The sequence below is a fragment of the Rhizobium sp. B21/90 genome, from assembly GCF_019355815.1.
GTDB classification, from domain to species: Bacteria; Pseudomonadota; Alphaproteobacteria; order Rhizobiales; family Rhizobiaceae; genus Rhizobium; species Rhizobium rhododendri.
This window is the reverse complement of sequence record NZ_CP072166.1, coordinates 51,071-65,932: the sequence shown is the minus strand read 5'-3', so window position 1 is coordinate 65,932 and position 14,862 is coordinate 51,071. Positions and strand designations below refer to the sequence as shown.

Genomic DNA, 14,862 nt, shown 5'->3' with positions numbered 1-14,862 from the left:
TCACCAATATAGCAACTCACGCCCGTCTTGTCTATAGCTGCCGCGCGAGAGTGGGGTCGCTGAAGATCTGCCTACGCGTGTCCTAGAGATACTGGCGATTGATTGCGGTCATAAACGTGTCGATCGTCGCCTCAAGTATTTTCGGGTAATCGCCAGCCGCCTTCGGCCAGTCCGATGTACTAAATTGGAGCGCCATGATGCTTACAGGCTCGCGATGACGTGGGATCGACCGCGGACCATTGGGGACAGGACGTTGCTCCATAGTGTGAAGCTCTCCGTCCATGCGAAACACTTGCCAATCAAAATCCTTTGTCGAGCTGATTGGTTTCCGTCCGTAAGACGGCATGAGCAAAAGATCGGTGTTTTCAGGCTCAGGGCGAGGTGCTCTCATCGACGGGGTCGAGCCGCCGACCATTTCAGAGAAAACGGACACAGTGCCACCCGTCGGTCCAATCGAGAAACGTAAGACATGCTCCCGGCGAGAAGATTCTGACCTATTCTGGAGCCAAAGCTCCGTGGCCTGAACGGGACGAAAGCGATTGAGGGAAGGCGACCCGTTCGCCTGGCCCTCCACTGTGCGTACTCCTGCGGTTATGATTTCGTCATCTCTTAAAAGAACGGCGACTTTTTCGAGTTCCGCCAAGAACCAAAGTTTCGTTCCCTCGACAGTTCTGGCAAGTGCGACCGACCTGCGCTGCCGAGTGTCAAGGTTAGCGTCTGACTGCTGCTGGACCGCTAGCGCCTCCTGCTTCATTTTCGCAATCTTTGAAAGGGAACCAGGGCTGATCGGCAGGGATGTTGCAGAACGCTCCCAATCCTGTATCCGGTCAATCTCGGAGATTACTTCACGCATTGACTTTAGACGGCGGTCCAAAGGGCACATCATTCGTGCGAGAAGGTGTTGCAATAGACCAAGGCGCTCGCCTTCGGCAAATACGCTCGAAAAACCTGGCTCGTGCAGCCGCTCGCGCGGAAGGATCGTTCCTCCGGTGAACATGAAGTAAATGACTTTGCCCAACGAATAGACATCAGCTGCCGCCGTAACATCGAGATGGCCGCCACCTTCAAGTTCGGGCGCCATGAATTGGACGGGTCCGACCACTTCGCCGTCTAAGGTCGACCGATCAACATCAGAGAGCAGACATATCCCAAAGTCGGCAATCCAGATGTCATGCGACAGAGTGGGAAACAGAATGTTCTGCGGCTTGATATCACGATGAATCACGCCAGCCTCGTGGGCCGCAGCCAGGCCGACTGCAATAGACCTTGCTACCTGTAGAACGCTGTCGAGGTTGCCCTTGTATAGGTCGACCCGCTTGCTGAGGTCACCAGATTCCGCATAGGGCATGATTATGAATTGCTTTTCAGAAGCAGTGTTTTCTGAGCTCAAGGCCGAGTGGTCAATGAGCTTTATGATATTGGGGTGATTAAGTCGCTTGACCGCTTCGACTTCGTTTCGAAATCTGTCATGCCGCTTTGGGTTTTTCACCCGCTTAAGGACAAGCTTCTCCGAAAACTCTGCCGCCATATCGCTCGCGAGGAAAACCTCGGCCTGGCCGCCGGAACTCACAGGCGAGTCTATTCTCCAGCGGCCACCATACGTTTTCGCCATCCATTGCCCCTCTCAGAACCCGTTTCCCAATTTCAGGGCAGTGTCGGCCGAAACCTCTGCTTCCCAGTCATCGAAAGTGTAAATTGATCGCCAGGTGGGATCCATAGCTTTTGACCGTTCGAGAGCAGGGAACCCGTCCTGGCATCCACGGAGACTGTAGCAGGATGATCCGCTGTGGTCGCAGGTTTGCAAATTCCGAGGCATGTCGCCCCCTGATTGGGGCGTTTGTCGGGTGTCCTGCTGGTGAGAAGTTTGGCCCTTTTCGGGTGTGCTGAGAGGAAGGAAGGTAATGTCAGCGGAGAGAGTAGCGATGCGGCGTGTCCGCGAGATTTTAAGACACAGATTTGGGGAAGGGCTCGGCCGCAAGTCGATTGCGGTGCGCGTTGGGGCTGTTCCTTCGACCGTGCGTGAGACATTGCGCCGTCTGAAGCGTGCCGGGCTATCGTGGCCGTTGGCTGAGGATGTCAGCGATGCGGTGCTGGAAGCTGCCCTCTACATCTACAAGGCCGCCGGGACAAAGACAGGTCATCGGCGCATCGCCGAGCTTGATTGAGCGCAGGTTCACCGCGAGTGGCGCAAAGCGGAAGACGCCTTTTAGCCCGAAGCGGACATTCCTAGACCAGTGCCTAGAAGTCTGCGATGGGGTCGGGAGCTGACAGGCAGGTTTCGATAAGCGAATGGCAAATGCCGTCGCTAAAAGCGCTCAATCCTTCACCGGCGATTTCTTTGATCTTGCGGCCTGTCTTTCGGATCACACGTTGACAAAGTCGCGTGTATCGCCTTTCTCTGAGCGCCCGGCTCCACGCTCCCTTGCGCCGACAACTTCGCTTCAACGCCTGTGGATAGAGATATGCTAATTGCGCCCGTGTGGACCTCCGAGGGGATCGAGACCGTCCAGGTCGACACCGCTAAACTGACCAAGCTCCCATACGGCCACGTCGACTATTTCAAGATGGAACAGAACCACGTACTGATGCCGATCAGGAGACTTCTCTCGACGCGGGCTCGGGCCGATGGTGTTCCCAATGCCTGCGGATACATGAAGCAAGCGGCTGCGGGCGAGATAGAAAAGCGGGAGCCTGTCGTGATAGAGCGCCGAGGCGGCTCGACCGTGGTAGTAGAGGGCAATTCCACCTTCATCAACGCCCTCTATTCGGGATGGCCGGACATTCCCTGCCGCTTGATAGAGACTTCGCCGAGCGTAGAAGGATTCAGCCCGGGCGGGGTCACATTGGAGATGGACGTGGCAATGGCCGAGGCCCGCGAGTTCATGGAAAGATACGACACGCCATATCACGAACTTCTGGGCGATATGGTTTCTGCGGCCCAGGAGGCGGCGCGTGCAGTCGGCAAGGAGACCGTGTTCGAGATCTACACTCGCAAGAAGAAGCAAATCCATCGCGACACAAAGGACGTAATCAAGATCGCGGGCAAACTGATTGAAAAGCGCGCAGAGAACCGCGACTTCCAGCTTCGCGAGATGGTCGACATCGTCGGCGCCACTGTGGTCGTCTACTACTCGGACCGCATAGGTCTTTTCCTCGACGTGTTCGAGAGCAGGCTCGCCGAGTACAAATTGGCGTTGGAACCTTACGAAGTTACGGGAGGCGGTACCGTCCTCGAAAAGATCCATCGCGAGAAGGGCTACCACGCAACGCATGTCAAGGTTGTATCCACAGACTCCATGCGTCCCAGGCTCAAGGCCGAAGTGCAGGTCAAAACCATGCTCCACGACGCTTGGGGCGCCAAGTTGCATGACCTGACTTACAAACCCGGCAGCGTCCTCGACCCCAAGCTTAAGGCGCTGATGGAAAGTTTTGGCAACAGCCTTCAGGCGATCGAGGTCCAAAGCGAGACGCTCCGCGACGCGATCCTGGAGGGCACCAGACCGTTGGAACGGCTGAGGATAGCCGCTCGGATTCCCTTGATGGAGACCCTCCGATTGTGGAACGACTTTCACGATAGCGAAGTCGAGGCCCGGTATAAGATCTGTCTCGACTATATCGAGGAGAACTCGTCCTATCTGGCCGCATGTGCACGCGACGACAAGAACATGAAGGTCGCCGTAGAGCTTATCGAATCCGTGAAGCCTGACGCTGCCCAACTACGGCTGAGCTTAACTGTGTTCCTTGCTTCGTTTAGGATCGACAACGAGCTAGGTAACTTGGTGGAACGTGCATTGGAAGACTGGCGCGAAGAAGACGAGCCAGACGACTTTGATTACTTGCATTTCGCTTCTGCCTCCTACCACCAGACCAACCGGATAGACGACGCTATCTCCAGTGTACGTCGGTTCCTCGACGAGCACGCCGAAGATCCGCGCTGCCTGATCCCCCGCCTCAATCTGGCGAACTATCTGATCGAAGCCTCGATCTCGCAGCCAGCGCAGAGAGTCCGAGAAGAGATCGAAGTACTGTTGGGCGAGGTGCGTTCGAGAGCCGGCGATCCAGAGGCGCCGGACGAGACCGCGCTAAAATCGACCGAGAGCGCCTTCAAGGTCGTCTTCGGCGATGAGAAAGAAGTCAAAGAAGGACTGGAAATCCAGCAGCAGGTCCTTGCTGAGGTGGAAAGCATGTACCGAGGCTTCGCTGAGATGTACTTGGCGCTTGGTTGGCAGCGGCGCTTCCGTGAGTTCTGATCAGGACTTGCAGCCCTTGCGGTTATTCGGCTCCTGGGGGGGGCGGGAAGCCGGCTTCCAAGGAAGGATAGGGTGGCGTACGATTGCTGCGGTCATTACTTATTCCAGTTGTTTGGCTGCCGGAGATAGGCGCTGGAAGCTAAGAGATCAACACATAATCTCCGATTCGCATTAACAGAATGTTCCAGGAGTAGCACGTTGTCAAATGGAATCCCGAATTAGCGCGCAGTTACAGTCTCTTAGTCAAATGACGGCGAACTTGGAAAAACATCCTCGACCAAGTTCGTTCCCGCCTCGTCTCATTTGGCAATGTGTCGGGGATCGCGCCTTGGTTGCTACGCTCGTTTAGAGCACAAGCATGAGAGGCGCATTTGGATAGCGGACTATTGTACGGAGAAGAACATCGGCAGGCGATGATCGGCTTCCTAACCGAGCATCTACGTCCGTTTTTGGCGCATTCTTGCCATCAAGGTCGTCGCGGCATTTTTCCGAATGGCCAATCGAGTTTGGTCAATGTGCGGGCAAAACACCGCTTACAATTAGGTAACATCTGCTTCAATTTTCTCAGTGACTTAGCGCAATTAGATTTCCCGGGTTGTTGGTTCGTATCCCATCAACTGCTGCGATCGACCAGCCTTAGCCGGACAGGTGGGGTGGAGGCCGAAATCACGCCTCCGCGGCTAAGCGACTTGGCCTTGTAGAGGGCGGCATCGGCAGACCGCAAGGCCTCGTCACAGTCAGGTCCCGCAGAATTCACCTCGCTCAACCCAAATGACGCCCCGACGATTGCTTCGCAGTTGATCAACCGCATTGGACTTGCCAGCGATTGCGACAATTTCTGGCAAGCCAACTCGGCGTCCAGGATCGAGACGCCCGGCATGAATATGGCGAATTCGTCGCCACCCAGCCGGAAGAGCCGGTCGATCGGACGAATCCCCGAACGCAGGCGATCCGCGACGGTTTTAAGCACCTCGTCACCTGCAGCGTGGCCATGCACATCGTTGACGGCTTTGAAGCCGTCGAGGTCCAGGCATGCAACGACGAACGGGCCCTCTCGAGAAAGCGCCGCGAAGTCATCGTGAAGTACCGAGCGGTTGGAAAGGCCGGTCAGGAAATCATGTGTCGCCGCATGGCGCATCTGTTGTTCCTGTCCGACAAGATTTCTAGCCGCCGCCTGAGATATGCGAACGAAGGCCGCAGCCCCCACCATTAGAACTCCGACGACTGCAATGATAAGCGGAAGCGACTGATGAACGAGGTCTGCAGCGGGCGTCGGCGGCCGCCATGACAGAACTTCCACTTCTCCCTCGGGACTGACGGCAATCTCAGCCCGAGCCCTGTCGGCGGTGACCGCGGCGAGTGGCGTGATCCTTGGGTCGTTCAAAAGGAAGCGTTTGCCGAAGAACTCCTGAAGCGTGCCCCCGATCGGCATCGCCGTGATAAGGATCGGAGCGCGCGAGGCCAGTGGTCGGAACGTTCCAAAATCCGGTTGGAAAAGGCTTGCCGTCAGAAGGACAGCCTCGTCACCGATTGCTTCTATATGGCTGATCGCAATGGGCGATGGGATACCGGCCTTTTCTGGACGGTGTTGCTCCTGGTCGCGGATTTGGGCCACCAACTTACCTGCGTCTCGCACCAATGCGTCGGTTCCCCTGGCGAAGAAGGGAAGATGCTTCACGGTATCGTCCGTGCGCGCATAGATGACCACATTGTCTCGATCGAGAACCACCATCGAGCGCGTACGGGAAGTGCCAATCAGCGATGCACCTATGTTTCGGTCCGCCCAATCGCGATCGAAGCTATTGTCCAACTTGGCAATGGCTTCGTCCCAGATGGTCCAGGCGGTCAGCGAGAACTCCACGTCGCCGATCCACATTGCAACATTGCGCTCGACCAAGGTCTCCTGTTGACTGCGGGCATTGGCGTCAACGGTCTCCACGCCGTAGTAGGGGATCGCTGCAAGCCCGGTGATAAGCATAGCCAGCCCAGCAAGGACTGGGCCGACGAGCTTCAACTGGATAAATCGCGCCGCCAAGCAGTGGTTTCCTTCGGATCTCGGAGCTGAACTTCTGAGGCAGTCATGCACAGGAATGATTACGATCGGATTATCTACGCCGGCGCTATTGCAGTGAACTTGCGGGAAATAACTTGCGTAAGCATTCTATAGTTTACCATTCGCTATCCTGATTGAAGACACTGGAGCGCGACGGTATGGTCGAGAGGACTGTCTGTGCCACCACGCCACCGCAGGTGGAATATGCGTTGAGCGAACTCGGATTATCGCTGTCTGAGCCATGCGGCAGTTGGCGCAGTGGGCGGTCCTGCTTCTCGCAACCATTCACGACAATCGAGTGCGCTAAGACACGAGCCGCTGAGTCGGCACGCGCTCAGCAAAGGTGATTGAGTATTAAGGCGCGGCACTTTTGCGCTCATCCCGGCAGCGCAACGAAGGCCTTGTTCGGAAATGCGCTCCCGACCACCTCGAGGAATGCCCGCACCTTGGCGCCGACCAGGCGGCGTGAGCTCTGTAGCGCCCAGATCTCCACGGGCGGTCCGGCATGCGTTCCCCAATAGGCAAGCCTGCCGGCCTCGATATCGTCGGCAGCGAGGAGTTTGGGCAGCATGGCCGCACCGGCGCCCGCCAGCACGGCATCGCGAACCATCAGCAGCGAAGAGAGGCGGAGAACCGGGTTCGGCTGCAGGACGATTTCGGCCTTCAGTCCGGAGCCTATCCGCCAGAGGGTCCCGGGCGGTGTTGCGGAGAGCAGAACGGCCCTCACAGCAACTTCGTTGCCATCCATGATCGGAACGGGACGCGGCATCGCTGGCGGCGCCACGATCAGACGTTCATCGTTGAGGAAGCGGCGGCCGACGAGGCGTTCGTCCGGTGACGGGTCGATCCGGATGATTAGATCGTAGCCGTCTTCGACCGGATCGACCTTTCGGTCCTCAGCGACGATTTCGAGCTGGACCTCGGGATAGGCCAGAGCAAACCGCGCGCCGATCCGGGGCAGCGCGACATGCGCGAAGACGACGGGCGCGCTCACCCGTAGTCTTCCTCTCGGGGTCGATGCGCCAAGCACGACCGCCTCACCGGCCTCTGCGATTTCGCTCAGCAGTCCATGGGTTCGCTCGTGAAGCGCCCGTCCCTCATCGGTCAATCGCAGGGGCTGGGACCCACGCTCGATCAGCCTCACACCGAGGCTCTCCTCCAGTTCGGCGACCCGCCGCGACAGCGTTGGTTTGGAGCGGCCGGAAACGCGGGCGGCGCGGCCAAACCCACCATGAGCAGCGACGAGGTCAAAATCTGACAAGGCTTGAAGGTCCATGTAAGTGTTCCGTATTCGAGACAGTGGATCTCGATATTGGCATCTTCTCCGCGGCGATGAAACAGCTATCTTCATCAACAGACGCAACGCACACCAACACAACCTGACCAACACAAGGGAGATTTCGACATGAGCATTCTCGTTACAGGCAGCACAGGAACCATCGGGTTGCAGGTCCTGGCCCATCTTCAAACGCGCAACGTCGATGTCCGGGCCCTGACGCGCTCGCCCGAGACGGCCCAGCTTCCCGCTGGCGTGACCGCGGTCCGCGGCGACCTCGCCGACCCAGATTCGGTGCGCGCGGCGTTGCAAGGGGTCAGCACTCTGTTCGTGCTTGCCCCCAACGTCGCCGATGAACTGACACAGGCCATGCTGACCCTGACGGTCGCCCGCGAGGCCGGCGTCAAGGGCATCGTCTATCTCTCGGTCTTCGGCGGCGACGCCTATGCCGACGTGCCGCATTTTGCCGGCAAGTACACGGTCGAGCGGATGATCGAAGCGCTTGATCTCCCCGCGACCATTCTGCGTCCCGCCTATTTCATCCAGAACGATCTTCGTCAGAAGGACGGACTGCTGAACGCCGGCATCTATGCCTCGCCGATCGGCGGAAAGGGCGTCTCGATGGTCGATATCCGCGATATCGGCGAGGCCGCCGCGATCGAGCTGGTTCGCCGTGAACAGGCAGCGACCCCGCTTGGCCGCGAGACCTACGCTTTGATCGGTCCGGACAGCCTGACCGGTGAAGGGATTGCCACAATCTGGAGCGAAACCCTCGGCCGTACGATCCGCCATGGCGGCGACGATCTCGTCGTCATGGAGCAGCGCATGAAGACCATGCTGCCCGCCTGGCACGCGCTCGACCTGCGCCTGATGTTCAGTCGGTACCAGACCGAAGGTGCTGTCGCGAGTGCTGACGACATCGCTCGCCTGACCAAGCTGCTCGGGCGCGCCCCGCGCTCATATGCCGCCTTTGCCCGGGATGCCGCTGCCCAGTGGACGATTGGCTGAGCTCACACCATACTCCCCAGCACAGGAGACCTGCGATGATGACGATCCACCCCCTCTTGGCCGACGACGCTCCGGCCCTAGCAGCAATGCGACAGGCCGCCTCGGCCCATAAGGGCGAGCCGCTCGGCCCGGAGGCGCGGCCGATGTTCGACGCCATGTTTGCCGCAACACCCTCTGCGGCGGATGTCCAAGTAGAGGCCGCGACGGTCGGCGGTATTGCGGGCTTCTGGCTTCGCCCAGTGAATGCACGGCCGGGCGCGCGCATCCTCTATCTTCATGGTGGCGGTTATGTGCTCGGCTCGGCACAGGCGCTGATCCATTTCGCGGGCCAGATCGCCGCACGCGTCGGCGTTGATGCCTTCGTGCCGGACTACCGCCTTGCACCCGAGCATCCATTTCCCGCCGCGATCGACGATGCGGTCGCCGCCTATCGCGGCCTTGTGGCGGACGGGACTGCGCGGATCGTGGTCGTGGGGGATTCGGCGGGCGGTGGCCTGACGCTGTCGCTGCTGTCGATCCTTGCCGCCGACAAGACGAAGGGCGTGGTGCAGCCGGTCGGCGCAGCAGTGATGTCGCCCTGGGCTGACCTGACACTCACCGGCGAGAGCTTCGAGACGCGGGAGGAGGAGGACCCGATCTTTACGCGCTGCGTCCTCCAGGGTTTTGCCGACATGTACCTTCAGGGCCAGGATGCCACGCATCCCAAGGCATCGCCGCTTTACGCCCAACTCAACGGTCTGCCGCCTGTTCGCATCGATGTCGGCGACGACGAAGTGCTGCTCTCCGATTCCATCCGCTACGCCGACTTGGCGCAAGCGGCAGGCGTGGAGATCACGCTGTCGGTCTGGGAGGGCATGCCGCATGTCTTCCAATCCTCCCTCGGCCAGTTTCGCGCAGCCGAGAAGTCAGTGAATGCCATCGCTGATTTCCTTCGCCAGCGGCTCGATGTCCCGGACGCCGAGGCCGTGCCTTCCAACCCGCTCAAAGGAGCTTGATCATGACACGCGTATTGTTTGTAGGCCAGAAGCCAGACACCGTCGACTTTTCCGATCCCTCCCTGCCACCGGGGTTCGATGCCGAAAAAATCCAGGCGGGCATCGATATTGCGGAGACGACCATGACCGAGCGCGGCTGGGGCGCCGACATCTGCATGATCGCTCCCGATGACAGTGGTATTGCAACATTGGCCGCGAAGCTGGCGAGTGTGGACTATGATTGCGTCGTGATCGGTGGCGGCCTGCGCATCCCGCCCAAAGGATTGCTGTTCTTCGAGAAGGTCGTCAACGCGATTCACCAAAGTGCCCCGAAGGCGGCAATCGCATTCAACACCCGTCCCCAGGATACGGCGGAGGCCGCAGCGCGGTGGATCGATAACTAACCCTCACTAATTTACCCCAGCGGCGTCGGATTGATGCTTCGCAATCCATCAGCACAACTTCGGAGATTTGTCATGAAAATTCTTGTATTGGGTGCCACTGGCGCCACCGGCCGGCTAATTGTCATCAAAGCCATTGCAAAGGGATACGAGGTCGTCGCTCTCGTTCGCTCCAAGGCGAAAGCCGCTGACCTTGCTGACGTCAAGTTGATCGAAGGCGATGCCCGCGATCCCGCAGCACTCACCCGCGCCATCGCCGGCTGCGACGCTGTCGTCAGTTCGCTGGGCACCGCCATGAGCCCGTTCAAGGAAGTGACCCTGCTCTCGACGGCGACCCGCGCACTGGTCGGCGTCATGGAGCAGCAGAATATCCGTCGCCTGGTGTGCATCACCGGCCTTGGCGCCGGCGACAGCCGTGGCCATGGCGGATTCTTCTTCGATCGTGTTTTCCTTGCCCCTGATGCTGCGCAAGGTCTATGAAGACAAGAACCGCCAGGAAGATGCGATCCGTGCCAGCACACTCGACTGGACCATCGTTCGGCCGACGGTGCTCAATGACAAACCGGCGCGTGGTGATATCAAAGCGTTGACCGACCTGTCCTTTGTCCATGGCGGAACCATCGCCCGAGCCGATGTCGCGGAGTTCGTCGTGCAGCAACTCGCCGCAGATACGTGGTTGCGCAAGGCGCCGCTCATTACGTGGTAGGATCGATTGCATCAGCATATTGCTTAGCATCGCAGTCGGGAGACCAGCACTAGGCCAGCCTTTGGGAGATCTGATGACCATAGACGTCGTGAAAGTCAGGCGCGAGACGCCGGGTGTCCTTCATCGTATCCACCTGAACAATGCTGGCTCAGGATTGATGCCGCAACCGGTATTGGACGCCATGCTCGGTTATCTGACCCGTGAAGCGGAGATCGGTGGCTACGAAGCGGCCAGCGAGGCGGCTTTAGAACTTGATGGTGTCTATGATAGCGTCGCACGCCTCCTCGGTGCCAGCCGTGACGAGATTGCGCTCACGGAAAACGCCACTGTGGCGTGGCAGCTTGCGTTCTATGCCCTGTCATTTAGACCCGGAGACCGTATCCTAACGACTAGGGCGGAATATGCCGCGAACTATGTGGCCTTCCTGCAGGTCTCCAGGCGCACAGGCGCCATAATTGAAGTCATCCCGGATGATGCTGACGGTGTATTGGACCCCCAGGCCCTCGAGCATATGATCGACGAACGCGTCAAAGTCATCGCAATCACATGGGTGCCGACAAACGGCGGCCTTCGCAATCCGGCCGCAGCGGTAGGCGAGATTGCACGGCGTCGCGGCGTAATCTATCTGCTGGACGCCTGCCAAGCCGTTGGTCAGATGCCCACACGAGTGGATGAACTCGGCTGCGATATTCTGACTGCTACCGGTCGCAAATTTTTGCGCGGCCCACGCGGCACTGGTTTTCTTTATGTCCGCCGCGACCTTATGCTTACGATGGATCCGCCCATGATCGATCACTTTGCCGCACCGTGGGTTACCCCCGACCGCTATGAGTTGCGTCGTGACGCCAGGCGGTTCGAGACTTGGGAAAACAACTACGCCGCCCGCCTTGGACTAGGCCGTGCTGTCGATTATGCCCTAAACTTAGGTCTGGAGGATATCGAGACACGCTGCAGCATCCTATCCGCCCGTTTGCGAGAAGGGTTGCGAGCTGCGCCCGGGATTGTCATCCATGACCTTGGTCGCAACCCGGTCTCCATCGTTTCGTTCTCGGTTGAGAAGCGCGATGCGACAACCGTAAAGGCGGAGCTTTCACAATTGGGCTTCAACGTGAGTGTTTCCTCACCATCGAGCACACTTCTTGATGCGACGGCGCGCCATTTGCCCGCGGTCGTTCGAGCATCCCCGCATTATTACAATACGGATGACGAAATCGAGAGCTTCGTTCACGCGGTCGAAGCGTTGCATAGCAGATGACTTCGGTGCATCCACCCCCGGTATATTTTGCAGGCGTGCGCAAACCTTACCCAATGATGGAAGGCACCTACACTTGCTTCCAAGCCGGAGCCAGTATGCCGAACCTTGACGCGATCATGGATCATCGTATCGGCAGCAATGCCAGCCTGGAGCATCTTTTGGTGCGCCGTCAGCAAGCGCGCAAGATTCTCAAGTCTGTTTCAAGTGAATGCGGACGGGCGAACCGACATACACTAACGGCCTAAGCGGCGTTTCCAACCCTAGCGTGGTTGAGGGTCGGAAAATCAAGGCCTAAAGAGCCGGAGAGTGGTGGTCGCGGGTTCGATACCGCTCAAGGCGTCCGTGGACTGAATCAAGGGTTCGTGGGCAATGTTGGGACAAATCCATGAAAATCCTGCGCTTCCTGTGCTATCCAATCGCAAAAAATGGATGATTTCTTGCTTCGCGTGGCCCGCCGTAGTGCCACATATTCATGTCCGCTTTCCAGAAAGCCCAACGGTGCTGTCAGTTTGCCGAACCTGATATCGTCGGTGACATATGGCCACGGTGCGATGCCAACGCCAAGGCCTGCGCTCGCTGCCTCCAGCATGAAATAGAAGTGCTCGTATTCCACGCGCGCTCCACTGCCGAGCGCTGCACCCGATCGCGACAGCCAGTCATCCCATGCCTGATGCCGGGTTCTGGTATGCAGCCGAGGTACGCCCTTAAAATCCTTGCTCACTGACTGTAGCAGCGATGGCGCAATGACCGGACCGGTCTGTTCCGGGAACAACGGAATGACATCGGCGCCCGCGGGCCAAGGCGCACTTCCAACACGAATGGCCACGTCGAATCCATCCCGGGCAAAATCTACCGGCCGGGACGAGGCGGTAAGGCGAACCTCGATTGTCGGGTGCTCCGCCTGAAACTTATAGAGCCGTGGAATGAGCCACCGCATCGTGAATGTCCCTGGACAGGATACATCGAGCGGTCCGTCTTGCGTGTCAGCGACGGCACGCACGGATAGGTCGATTTGGTCGAAGGCGGTGACCAATCCTGATAAGAGTGTTGTCCCAGCTTCCGTGAGCCGAAGATTGTTTTTCGGGCCCTCGAACAGAGGAACGCCAAGGATAGCTTCCAGATGTTGGATCTGACGGCTGACGGCACTGTGCGTGACGTTCAGCTCTCCGGCCGCCAATGTCATGCGCCCATGGCGGCCGGCCGCTTCGAAGGCTCTCAAGGCGTTCAATGAAGGTATGCGGCGAGCCATGTGCGTTTTCCGAACAACGTTTGTTCGATCATATCGGTTTTCTCGGATGAGTTGATAGTGTTTCTTCATCTCATTCGATCCCGGAATGGTTATGAATGGAACAATGGATGTTGCAGCGGAACGCGTTTCGGCTTCGCACCTTCCGTGTTGCGTCCGCTTGTCATCAGCACCGGTCATAACCGCCAAAAGGATATCCACCATGTTGGACAGACACCAAGACGGAAGCGCCGGTGATGCCAATTACGGCCTCATCGGTGTCGATTACACGAGATACCGGCAGCCTGACCCCGAAATTGCGGAGTTTATCCGCGCGGCGCTCGGCGATTCCAAAACAGTGCTGAATGTTGGTGCTGGTGCCGGATCCTACGAGCCGATCGACCGGGAGGTTACGGCCGTCGAACCTTCCGCGTCGATGCGAGCGCAACGGCCTTCACATTTGCCTCCAGCTGTCGACGCGGTGGCCGAACGGCTTCCCTTCACTGATAAGAGCTTCGATGCGAGCATGGCGACATTCACGGTGCACCAATGGCCGGATCTGAGGGCTGGGCTGGCCGAAATGCGCCGCGTGACGCGAGGCCCGGTGCTTGTGCTGAGCTGCGACCCGCAAGAACTGGAAAACTCCTGGCTTCACGCCTATGCCCCGGAGGTGATCACGACCGAAGCCCTGCGATATCCATCACTGCAGGCGATCAGCGACGGCCTTGGTGGAAGCGGTGCCCAGGTTGTTGCGGTTCCGATCCCCTTGCATTGCACCGACGGATTTAGCGAGGGATACTATGGCCGACCGGAACGACTCCTCGATCCCGGCGCACGGCTTGCCAATTCCGCCTGGAGCTTTGTCGATGCCGCGGTCGGCGACCGTTTCGTGACGGATCTCACCCGTGATCTTCAAAACGGCACCTGGGATGCCCGCTACGGCCATCTTAGGGCTCAGCCTCACTTCGAAGGCTCGTTGCGGTTGATCGTGGGTCAGCCGTGATAGACATTGCGATGAAACAGGCCTTGCGTGCGCTGAAATCTCTCGCCGGACCATTTCCGCCCTTTGAACCTGACGCGGCGCCGGACGAGCCTGATGCCCTGTTTGTGTCCTGGCTCCAGGATGCCGTTGATGCAGGTGTCACAGAGCCGCATGCGATGACGCTATCGACGGTCGATGAGGAGGGATGTCCGGACGCCCGCGTTCTGATCTTGAAGAACCTTGATGAGAGAGGTTGGCATTTTGCGACCACGATGTCGGGACCGAAGGGCCGTCAACTCGAAGCCAACCCGAACGTCGCGCTCACGTTCTATTGGCCTCAGTTGGGCCGACAGGTCCGCATTCGCGGCACCGCTGTGAACGCGGGATCCGCCGAACGGAACACTGATTTTCTGGCACGTCCTATCGGATCACGAGCGGCAGCACTGCTTGCCCGCCAGAGCGATGTTCTGCTTTTCTCAAACGACCTTGTAGCCCAGACCGCCCAAGCGCGGCAGCGCATTACCGATCATCCCGGTCTGATCGCTCAAAATTGGGCGGTGTTTTGCGTGGTGCAACGAGACGTCGAGTTCTTTCAAGGCGACGCGGAGCGACGTCATCAGCGGCTTCTTTACCGCCGTGTCGGTCTGGATTGGGTGCGAGAACGTCTTTGGCCGTAACGCGCAAGCGATGCAGGGAACGTCTGCGGACGACTGCTACCGTTGGCGGAGGAAG

General features: G+C 58.7%; 13 protein-coding genes and 2 pseudogenes. 11 read left to right on the top strand and 4 right to left on the bottom strand.

All coding sequences use genetic code 11. From position 1 onward, the window contains the following. Positions 1-82 precede the first annotated feature (82 nt). Positions 83-1,612, bottom strand: coding sequence for a serine/threonine-protein kinase (locus J5278_RS29925; RefSeq protein WP_209185998.1), 1,530 nt, complete (start codon positions 1,610-1,612; stop codon positions 83-85). A 310-nt stretch (positions 1,613-1,922) separates the two neighbouring features. Between J5278_RS29925 and J5278_RS29920 the strand changes: the two are divergent. Both J5278_RS29920 and J5278_RS29915 read left to right on the top strand, forming a co-directional pair. Beyond that, positions 1,923-2,162, top strand: a pseudogene (locus J5278_RS29920) (IS21 family transposase); the annotation flags it as partial. 300 nt (positions 2,163-2,462) lie between these two features. Further along, positions 2,463-4,250, top strand: a complete 1,788-nt coding sequence (locus J5278_RS29915; protein WP_209185999.1) for a hypothetical protein — start codon at positions 2,463-2,465, stop codon at positions 4,248-4,250. 613 nt (positions 4,251-4,863) lie between these two features. On the opposite strand, the gene J5278_RS29910 is transcribed toward J5278_RS29915, so the two are convergent. Further along, positions 4,864-6,285 carry a diguanylate cyclase domain-containing protein gene (locus tag J5278_RS29910; RefSeq protein ID WP_209186000.1) on the bottom strand — a complete coding sequence of 474 codons (1,422 nt, stop codon included), beginning with the start codon at positions 6,283-6,285 and terminating at the stop codon, positions 4,864-4,866. A 176-nt stretch (positions 6,286-6,461) separates the two neighbouring features. Between J5278_RS29910 and J5278_RS29905 the strand changes: the two genes are divergently transcribed. After that, positions 6,462-6,650: a hypothetical protein gene (locus J5278_RS29905; protein ID WP_247749074.1), complete on the top strand. Its 189-nt coding sequence runs from the start codon at positions 6,462-6,464 to the stop codon at positions 6,648-6,650. Between the two features lie 29 nt (positions 6,651-6,679). Here the strand turns inward: J5278_RS29905 and J5278_RS29900 are convergent, their stop codons facing one another. Beyond that, the gene (locus J5278_RS29900; protein WP_209186001.1) at positions 6,680-7,579 is read right to left on the bottom strand and encodes a LysR family transcriptional regulator; all 900 of its coding nucleotides are present in this window, start codon (positions 7,577-7,579) and stop codon (positions 6,680-6,682) included. 129 nt (positions 7,580-7,708) lie between these two features. Here J5278_RS29900 and J5278_RS29895 point away from each other — a divergent pair, with 129 nt between their 5' ends. The 6 genes and pseudogenes from J5278_RS29895 (at position 7,709) to J5278_RS29870 (ending at position 12,168) form a co-directional block, all read left to right on the top strand. Then, positions 7,709-8,587 carry an NmrA/HSCARG family protein gene (locus J5278_RS29895; protein WP_209186002.1) on the top strand — a complete coding sequence of 293 codons (879 nt, stop codon included), beginning with the start codon at positions 7,709-7,711 and terminating at the stop codon, positions 8,585-8,587. A gap of 35 nt (positions 8,588-8,622) precedes the next feature. Beyond that, positions 8,623-9,582 (top strand): alpha/beta hydrolase, encoded by a 960-nt coding sequence (locus J5278_RS29890; protein ID WP_209186003.1) that lies wholly within the window; start codon positions 8,623-8,625, stop codon positions 9,580-9,582. 2 nt (positions 9,583-9,584) lie between these two features. Continuing rightward, complete coding sequence (locus J5278_RS29885; protein ID WP_209186004.1) at positions 9,585-9,965, top strand: hypothetical protein; 381 nt, start codon at positions 9,585-9,587, stop codon at positions 9,963-9,965. A gap of 72 nt (positions 9,966-10,037) precedes the next feature. Continuing rightward, positions 10,038-10,668: pseudogene (locus tag J5278_RS29880) on the top strand (NAD(P)-dependent oxidoreductase). Positions 10,669-10,741: 73 nt separating this feature from the next. Further along, complete coding sequence (locus J5278_RS29875; RefSeq protein ID WP_209186005.1) at positions 10,742-11,923, top strand: aminotransferase class V-fold PLP-dependent enzyme; 1,182 nt, start codon at positions 10,742-10,744, stop codon at positions 11,921-11,923. A 95-nt stretch (positions 11,924-12,018) separates the two neighbouring features. Next, complete coding sequence (locus tag J5278_RS29870; protein WP_209186006.1) at positions 12,019-12,168, top strand: hypothetical protein; 150 nt, start codon at positions 12,019-12,021, stop codon at positions 12,166-12,168. A gap of 107 nt (positions 12,169-12,275) precedes the next feature. On the opposite strand, the gene J5278_RS29865 is transcribed toward J5278_RS29870, so the two are convergent. Further along, the gene (locus J5278_RS29865; RefSeq protein ID WP_219259581.1) at positions 12,276-13,172 is read right to left on the bottom strand and encodes a LysR family transcriptional regulator; all 897 of its coding nucleotides are present in this window, start codon (positions 13,170-13,172) and stop codon (positions 12,276-12,278) included. Between the two features lie 199 nt (positions 13,173-13,371). Between J5278_RS29865 and J5278_RS29860 the strand changes: the two genes are divergently transcribed. Both J5278_RS29860 and J5278_RS29855 read left to right on the top strand, forming a co-directional pair. Next, a complete protein-coding gene (locus tag J5278_RS29860; protein WP_209186007.1) occupies positions 13,372-14,151 on the top strand; it encodes a class I SAM-dependent methyltransferase in 780 nt (259 codons plus the stop codon). 11 nt (positions 14,152-14,162) lie between these two features. Continuing rightward, entirely contained in the window at positions 14,163-14,807 is a 645-nt protein-coding gene (locus tag J5278_RS29855) for a pyridoxal 5'-phosphate synthase (RefSeq protein ID WP_209186008.1), read from the top strand. Positions 14,808-14,862 lie beyond the last annotated feature (55 nt).

Bases quoted from the DNA above. Each gene is read 5' to 3' on its own strand.
- J5278_RS29900 (WP_209186001.1), bottom strand. From the start codon at position 7,579: ATGGACCTTCAAGCCTTGTCAGATTTTGACCTCGTCGCTGCTCATGGT.
- J5278_RS29865 (WP_219259581.1), bottom strand. From the start codon at position 13,172: ATGGCTCGCCGCATACCTTCATTGAACGCCTTGAGAGCCTTCGAAGCG.
- J5278_RS29855 (WP_209186008.1), top strand. From the start codon at position 14,163: ATGAAACAGGCCTTGCGTGCGCTGAAATCTCTCGCCGGACCATTTCCG.
- J5278_RS29890 (WP_209186003.1), top strand. From the start codon at position 8,623: ATGATGACGATCCACCCCCTCTTGGCCGACGACGCTCCGGCCCTAGCA.
- J5278_RS29895 (WP_209186002.1), top strand. From the start codon at position 7,709: ATGAGCATTCTCGTTACAGGCAGCACAGGAACCATCGGGTTGCAGGTC.
- J5278_RS29885 (WP_209186004.1), top strand. From the start codon at position 9,585: ATGACACGCGTATTGTTTGTAGGCCAGAAGCCAGACACCGTCGACTTT.
- J5278_RS29905 (WP_247749074.1), top strand. From the start codon at position 6,462: ATGGTCGAGAGGACTGTCTGTGCCACCACGCCACCGCAGGTGGAATAT.
- J5278_RS29915 (WP_209185999.1), top strand. From the start codon at position 2,463: ATGCTAATTGCGCCCGTGTGGACCTCCGAGGGGATCGAGACCGTCCAG.
- J5278_RS29925 (WP_209185998.1), bottom strand. From the start codon at position 1,612: ATGGCGAAAACGTATGGTGGCCGCTGGAGAATAGACTCGCCTGTGAGT.
- J5278_RS29870 (WP_209186006.1), top strand. From the start codon at position 12,019: ATGCCGAACCTTGACGCGATCATGGATCATCGTATCGGCAGCAATGCC.
- J5278_RS29875 (WP_209186005.1), top strand. From the start codon at position 10,742: ATGACCATAGACGTCGTGAAAGTCAGGCGCGAGACGCCGGGTGTCCTT.
- J5278_RS29860 (WP_209186007.1), top strand. From the start codon at position 13,372: ATGTTGGACAGACACCAAGACGGAAGCGCCGGTGATGCCAATTACGGC.